4 protein-coding genes and 1 tRNA gene are annotated in these 6,477 nt (G+C 63.3%); all 5 read right to left on the bottom strand.

Annotated features, from left to right (window positions below):
• Positions 1-101: 101 nt before the first annotated feature.
• Positions 102-1,649, bottom strand: a complete 1,548-nt coding sequence (locus tag QQS38_RS19155; protein ID WP_479646920.1) for a DUF6538 domain-containing protein — start codon at positions 1,647-1,649, stop codon at positions 102-104.
• 181 nt (positions 1,650-1,830) lie between these two features.
• A tRNA-Met gene (locus QQS38_RS19150) sits at positions 1,831-1,907 on the bottom strand.
• 101 nt (positions 1,908-2,008) lie between these two features.
• Positions 2,009-3,667 carry an MFS transporter gene (locus QQS38_RS19145; protein WP_479646919.1) on the bottom strand — a complete coding sequence of 553 codons (1,659 nt, stop codon included), beginning with the start codon at positions 3,665-3,667 and terminating at the stop codon, positions 2,009-2,011.
• Positions 3,668-3,911: 244 nt separating this feature from the next.
• On the bottom strand, positions 3,912-5,486 hold the full coding sequence (locus QQS38_RS19140; RefSeq protein WP_479646918.1) for a sensor histidine kinase N-terminal domain-containing protein: 1,575 nt from the start codon (positions 5,484-5,486) through the stop codon (positions 3,912-3,914).
• Positions 5,487-5,493: 7 nt separating this feature from the next.
• The gene (locus tag QQS38_RS19135; protein ID WP_479646917.1) at positions 5,494-6,264 is read right to left on the bottom strand and encodes a response regulator; all 771 of its coding nucleotides are present in this window, start codon (positions 6,262-6,264) and stop codon (positions 5,494-5,496) included.
• Between the last annotated feature and the right edge of the window lie 213 nt (positions 6,265-6,477).

Genomic DNA, 6,477 nt, shown 5'->3' with positions numbered 1-6,477 from the left:
GGTCACCCGCAGTGGCAGGAAATCAACTTCGTTCTGTGTCATCGGTTGCGTCCGCAAGTTGTAGTTGCGGACGCAAGCCTGCGCTTGTTCAGCTTCCGATTCTAGGTGCGGTCAAATTCGCGCTTACGATTGAACGTCCGGCGGCTACCTGACTTTTTCCCATACAGCTTGGCCATGCCCTGCGGCGAATGGCCCAGAATCCCATCAATCTGATACTGGGTCAGGCCACTCCAGCCGGCGAATTCCTCGAAACAATGCCGGAACGAGTGGTACGCATAGCGTTTGTCGTCCACAACGTAGGTATCGATGTACTCGTTGCACCAGGTCGAGAACATCTTGGTGTAGTTGCCGTAACGGTCGGCCTTGAGTTCGGGGAACAGGCGCTGTTCACCGCGCTCACGCATGGTTTCAACATAGTTCTCAAAGCCGATACGCAGCAGTTCTTCATGTACGGGCACCATCCGCTCCGAGCCGAGCGTTTTGAGTTCCTGGTCCTCGCCCAGCTCCGAGATGCGCACATAGAGCTGACCATCCCGACGCAGCACGTCGGCCACGCGCAACTGCCCGAGCTCTTCGGCGCGCGGTCCACCAAACAGACCCATCAGCGGCAGCCAGAACGCCGCATCGCCACCCCCTTTCTTGGGGCGCAGCCTTTCGGTGTACACCGGGCTACGGAAGAGCGCCTGCAGGTGTTCGAGTTCAAACGGTTGCCGCTGTTCCTTGCCGGCCGCGCGTCTGGGCACATTGATTTTCACGTCGGCGAACGGGTTGCCTGTCAGACTGCACCGCTTCATCTCGATAGCGGTCCCCACCACCGGACGCAGCAGCGACAGAATCGTCTTGACCCGCTGGCGGGACAGGCCTTCCTGCAGCAGGCTGTCGCGAAAGGCCTCCACGAGCTCCGTCGTGATGTCGAGAGGCGAGAGGTCGTTCGAAAACGTCCGGAACCGGTTGACGAGCCGGTTGGCTTCATCCCACGTCTTGTCACCGGGCGCGCGTTCAGCTTTCCAGCACTCCAGCATCGCCTCCCAGTTGTCGCCTTCGAGCGGGGAGGGGCGCACCTTTGGCTTGTCGATGGGGGCGCCCGAAAGGTGCTGCAACTGCTGCCTAATCGCGATGAGGTCGGCATGCAGCAGGCGCTGGTAGTAGAGATGAAGGGTGGCGGGGGCGGTCAGGGCCGGATTGAAGCCCTCAGCCGCCAGGTGCGCCTGGCCGACGTCTTCCACAAAGCTGGTGTCCCCGAGCACGGTTGCGTCGGTCAGCTCCGTTTCCAGCTGGCTATACCAGGTGCGCATGTCGGCCAGTTCGGCCCTGGTGGGCGGATGCTCGAGGTGCGTAGCGACCAGCGTTTCCCGGTAGCGCTCGGCCAGGGTCGGGATGTGGTGAGGCTCGAGGGCGCGGCTGAGCGAAGCTGTTTCTTCAGGTTGCGGGTTCCGCTGGTTGCGCACCAGTTGCTCGTGGAGCAGGAGTTGCGCGTCGGTATCGACCGCGTGCTGCCTGACAAGGCGCTCGGCAGTGCGCGGGTCGCTGGTGTGCAGGGAAAAGAAGATTTCGCGTTTGCCGAAGGAGGCACGCAGGCGGTCGGGAACGCGGCGGCGGAAGTAGAAGTTCGGGCTGGTATCCCGGCGGGTCAGGTAGGTTTTGGACATGGCCTTGGTTGGACGGTATCTGAGGCCTGCGACCCGATGCGCGTAGCAGCGGTGTAGCAGGGCTGTGTAGCAGTCCAGACCTGTAGCCAGCGGTTTTAGCCTTCGCCTAAGTCCTTGATTTTCAAGGGCTTGAAAGCAAAACTGCGCGCTCCTTGCGGAAGCGCGCAGCCTTGGTAATGCATGGTGGCGAATCAGGGATTCGAACCCCGGACCTGCGGATTATGATTCCGTCGCTCTAACCGACTGAGCTAATTCGCCGAAGAAAACGGATTATGGGCACAACGGGCCGCGCTGTCAACTCCCCTGCTCGGGAAGCCGCCCCCCGGCAACTCCCCGAGCCGCGGCCCGTCACACCTTGGTCAGTCCTGCGAATAGATATTCGAGTCCTTGGTCTCCTTCACGAACAGCATGCCGATCACGAACGTGCCGAGCGCGACCGCGACCGGATACCACAACCCCGAGTAAATATTGCCCTGCGCCGCGACGATCGCGAACGCCGTCGCCGGCAGGAACCCGCCGAACCAGCCGTTGCCGATGTGGTACGGCAGCGACATCGACGTGTAACGGATCCGCGTTGGGAACATCTCGACCAGCATCGCCGCGATCGGCCCGTACACCATCGTCACGTAGATCACGAGCAGCGCCAAGATTGCCACCGTCATCGGCCAATTCAACTGCGATGGATCGGCCTTCGCCGGATAACCCGCGCTCTTGAGCGTGCCGGAGAGCGTCTTGTCGAACGTCTTCGCCTTGTCCTTCGCGTCCGCCGCATTTCCGTCGTAAGTGTCGATCACGGTGTCGCCCACCTTGATCTGCGCCAGCGTGCCCGCCGGCGCCGCAACGTTCGCGTAGTTCAAGCCCGATTTGGCCAATGCGCTCTTGGCGATGTCGCACGAACTCGTGAACTTGGCCGTGCCCACCGGGTTGAACTGGAACGAGCACTCGTCGGGGTTGGCCACGACCACGATCGGCGCTTTCTGCTCAGCCGCTTCCAGCGCCGGATTCGCATAGTGCGTGAGCGCCTTGAACAGCGGGAAGTAGGTCAGCGCGGCGATCAGGCAGCCCGCCATGATCACGGGCTTGCGGCCGATCCGGTCCGACAGCGAGCCGAAGAACACGAAGAACGGCGTGCCGATCAACAACCCCAGCGCGATCAGAATGTTCGCGCTCGCGCCGTCCACTTTCAGCGTTTGCGTGAGGAAGAACAGCGCGTAGAACTGGCCCGTGTACCAAACCACGGCTTGGCCGGCGGTGAGGCCGATCAACGCGAGAATGACGAGCTTGAGGTTGCTCCATTGACCGAACGCTTCGGTCAGGGGCGCCTTCGACGTCTTCCCTTCGGCCTTGATCCGCATGAACGCAGGCGATTCGGACAGTTGCAGGCGAATCCACACCGACACGGCCAAGAGGATCAGCGAGGCGACGAACGGAATGCGCCAGCCCCACGCGCCGAACGCTTGCTCGCCCATGGTCGTGCGCACGCCCAGGATCACGAGCAGCGAGAGGAACAGGCCCAGCGTCGCCGTCGTTTGAATCCACGAGGTGTAATAACCGCGCCGATTGGCCGGTGCATGCTCCGCGACATAGGTCGCCGCGCCGCCGTACTCGCCGCCGAGCGCAAGACCTTGCAGCAACCGCATGCCAATGAAGATGACAGGGGAAGCGAACCCGATCGTGGCATAGCCGGGCAGGAAACCGACGACGAACGTCGACAAGCCCATGATGACGATCGTAATCAGGAACGTGTGCTTGCGACCCACCATGTCGCCCAGCCGCCCGAACACGAGCGCGCCGAACGGGCGCACCGCGAAGCCGGCCGCAAAGCCGAGCAGCGTGAAGATGAAGGCGGCCGTGGGGTTGATGCCGGAAAAAAAGCTCTTACTGATGTAAGACGCGAGCGAACCCGCTAGATAGAAGTCGTACCACTCGAAAACGGTGCCGAGCGAAGAGGCGAAGATCACCCGCTTCTCGTCGCTCGTCATCGGCGCGTGCGAAATTTGCCCGCCAACGGTTGCCATGTGTCGTCTCCAATCGATTTTGATAATAAGTTCGCAGGTGGCCGTACTCGGCTCACACCCGTCGTCGATTATTGGAAGACAAACTTACGGCCTACTGACGCCGAAGCACGCATTGTCGTCTTGTTGTTAACCATCCTACTTTTTATAATTGACGCGTTCTTCGGCCAAATGTCGTCTAACGTCGCCCATAGTTTCGTTAATGCGAAATTTTTCCGGTGAGTTTCCGCCTCTCCGGTCGCGCTGCCTAGGGTAACTCCGGGGTACCGTGCGAAATCGGCAGGCTGACGCGCACGAGCGTGCCCGCCAGGCGTAGCGACGGTTGGTAAACATGATCGTCGAGCGTGAGGGTGCCGCCGTGCATCGTCGCAATTTCGCGCACGATGGCGAGCCCCAAGCCGCTGCCGTCGCCTTCGCGTCCGAGAATCCGATAGAACCGCTCGACCACCTTCGGGCGCTCGGCCGGCGCGATCCCGGGCCCCGTGTCCTCCACTTCGATATGGACTTGCCCCGCTTCGCGCTGCGGCGACACGCGCACGGTGATCCGTCCCCCGGCTGGCGTATAGCGGATGGCGTTATCGATGATGTTCGACAGCATTTCCCTCAGCATGACGGGGTTCCCATCGACGAAAACAGGCTCTTCGGGACCTTCGTAGCCAAGATCCATTTGCTTGGCGAGCGCCGCGCGCACCCAATCGCGCACGGCCAGACGCGCCAGGTGCGCGACCTCCACGTGCGTGAAGACTTGTCCCGACATCCGGTTCTCGGCGCGCGCGAGTGCAAGCAATTGCGTCACGAGGCGCGCGGCTTGATCGGCTCCCGTCGCAATTTGTTCGAGCGAGCGGCGCACTTCGGGCGAGGCATCTTCGCGCAGCGCCAGCTCGGCCTGCATGTGCAGGCCCGCCAGCGGTGTCTTCATCTGATGTGCGGCGTCGGCAATGAAGCGTTTCTGCAAATCGATGTTTTGCGCGAGCCGGGTCAGCAGTTCGTTGAACGAAGTGACGAGCGGCTCGATTTCCGGCGGCGCGCTCGACGCTTCCAGCGGCGAAAGATCGTCCGGATGGCGGGCGCGCAAGTTCTCCTGCAGCGCGGTGAGCGGGGCCAGCCCGCGCGAGAGCCCGAACCAGACCAGGACGATCGCCAACGGCAAGATCACGAACTGCGGCAGGATCACACCTTTGATGATGTCGTTGGCGAGGACGCTGCGCTTGTCGAATGTCTCCGCCACTTGCACGAGCGCCGCTTGCCCGCCGCCGCCGGGCAATTCCACCGTCGTATAGGCAATGCGAATGTCGTTGCCGTGCAGCGAGGCGTCGCGAAATTCGACGAGCCCGGGCTGTGGTCGATCGTCCTCGGGCGGCAGCGGCATGTCGCTCACGCCGGCCACTAGCTCGCCGCGGGTGCCGAGCACTTGGTAAAAGACCTTGTCGACGTTGTCGCCGCTCAGAAAGTCGCGCGCGGCGTCGGGCAGCGTCAGCGTCGCCACGCCGTTCACCGGATGAATCTGCCGCGCCAGCACGTAGGCGTCGGTTTCGAGGCCGCGGTCGAAAGGCCCATTCGCAATCGTCTTGGCGACGAGATACGTGACGGCGATGCTCATCGGCCAGAGCAGCAGCAGCGGCGCGAGCATCCAATCGAGAATCTCGCCGAACAGCGAGCGGGGCCGGCGCGTCGCTGCCGTTTCGGTTTCGTCGGGCGGCGCGAACGGGTTCGGGCGGCCGGCCGCGGCCGCGGCGCCGGCCGGTGGGGGCGGGGGCGGCGTGGCCGAAGCGGGGCCGGGCGCGTGCTCGGCGCCGTCGTTCGCGGAAACGGGTGAAGCCACGGCAGGCCTATTTCGGTCGGGCGTTCGCGGCGGGCTCGGCCGGGGGCGAGGCAGGGGCGAGCACGCGCGCGACCTCCTGCGCGCTGGCGGCCGGGCCGCCGGCGCCGGTCGAGGCGGGCTTCTCCAAGCAATAGCCGAGGCCGCGCACGGTGATGATGCGCACGCCGCTCGGCTCGATCTTCTTGCGCAGGCGGTGAACGTAGACCTCGATCGCGTTGTTGCTGACCTCTTCGCCCCACTCGCATAGATGGTCGACGAGTTGCTCTTTCGAGACGAGCCGCCCGATCCGCTGCAGCAGCACTTCGAGCACGCCCAACTCGCGAGCCGACAGTTCGAGCACTTGGTCGTTGACCGAGGCAATCCGTCCGACCTGGTCGTAACTGAGCGAGCCATGGCGCACGAGAGCCGGGCCGCCGCCGCTGCCGCGCCGCGTGAGCGCTCGCACTCGCGCTTCGAGCTCGTTCAGATGAAACGGTTTGGCCATGTAATCGTCGGCGCCCAGGTCGAGCCCTTTCACGCGTTCGTCGACGCCGTCGGCGGCCGTCAGAATCAGCACGGGCAAGCTCGAATTACGCGCGCGCAAGCGGCGCAACACTTCGAGTCCGGACATGCGCGGCAGGCCGAGGTCCAGAATCAATAGGTCGAACGATTGCATCGACAGGGCGGCATCGGCCTCGCTGCCGCCTTTGACGTGATCGACCGCATAGCCCGATTGGCGGAGTGATCGGACGAGACCGTCCGCGAGTATGCTGTCGTCTTCGGCAATGAGTATTCGCATGGTGCGCCGTGCGGCCGGCTGGTGCTTTCGCGCCGGCGTGGGGCCGCTGTCTCCGATGGTCTTGTATAGATCTGACGTGGGCGGTTTGCAAGGCGCCGCCTGATTGCTCCGTTGCCGCAACGCAAATCGCCCGTATCGGGCTTGCAAAGAACCCTGTTTTTTTATACAGTGTCTGCGTTTCGTGCGCTAGCCGGAAAGATCTGTCGCGAGTAC

This window comes from Trinickia sp. Z7, from assembly GCF_056498045.1.
Note: the sequence above shows the minus strand (reverse complement) of the source record. Positions and strands in the feature narration are given on the sequence as shown.